This is a genomic window from Streptomyces sp. YS-3, assembly GCF_045257485.1.
GTDB lineage: Bacteria > Actinomycetota > Actinomycetes > Streptomycetales > Streptomycetaceae > Streptomyces.
This window is the reverse complement of record NZ_JBJHPC010001205.1, coordinates 1-567: the sequence shown is the minus strand read 5'-3', so window position 1 is coordinate 567 and position 567 is coordinate 1. Positions and strand designations below refer to the sequence as shown.

Below are 567 nucleotides of genomic sequence, written 5' to 3'. Positions count from 1 at the left end.
GCATGATGCTCATGGGTACTAGGTCTACGGGGTGCGGGTCCCCTGTCCCGGTTTCCGGTAATCCGCCCAGACAGGGGACCCGCACCCCGTAGACCTAGTACCCATGAGCATCATGCGGCGCGACGAGGCCCTGCTCCCCCATGACGGTGCCGGGGAGGTGACCCCCGAGGGCGCCGCATGGCTGGCGTCGGCGAGCCCGTACCCGCGCAGCACCCTTGCCCTGTGGGAGGACCGCCCGGACGCCCCCGTCGTGCTCCCCTGCGGCTCGGTCTTCGACGTGGTCGGCGTGCCCGCCGTCTTCGGGCGCCGGATGCTCGACCGGCTGTGGGGCGAGGGCGCCGGCTCCGGGCCGGTCGCCCGGCACCGGGGCAGGATGCTCCTCTTCGCCACCCCCGGCACCGCCCACCGCCTGCCCGCCCTGCTCGGCTGGGAGGAGTGGGCCGTGGTGCCGCCGCTGCTCTGCCACGGCACGGGCGACGCCGTCACCGTGCCCGGCCTCGGCCACCCCGGCCGCCCCGGGGACCCCGGCCGCCCCGGGGCGGCCGGGGTCCCCGGGGCGGCCGGGGT

General features: G+C 77.1%; 1 protein-coding gene. It reads left to right on the top strand.

Going from position 1 to position 567, the window contains the following annotated elements; all coding sequences use genetic code 11:
• Positions 1-103: 103 nt before the first annotated feature.
• Positions 104-567: bifunctional DNA primase/polymerase (locus ACJA3G_RS38320; protein WP_406557588.1), on the top strand; the 464-nt coding region annotated here is incomplete at its 3' end.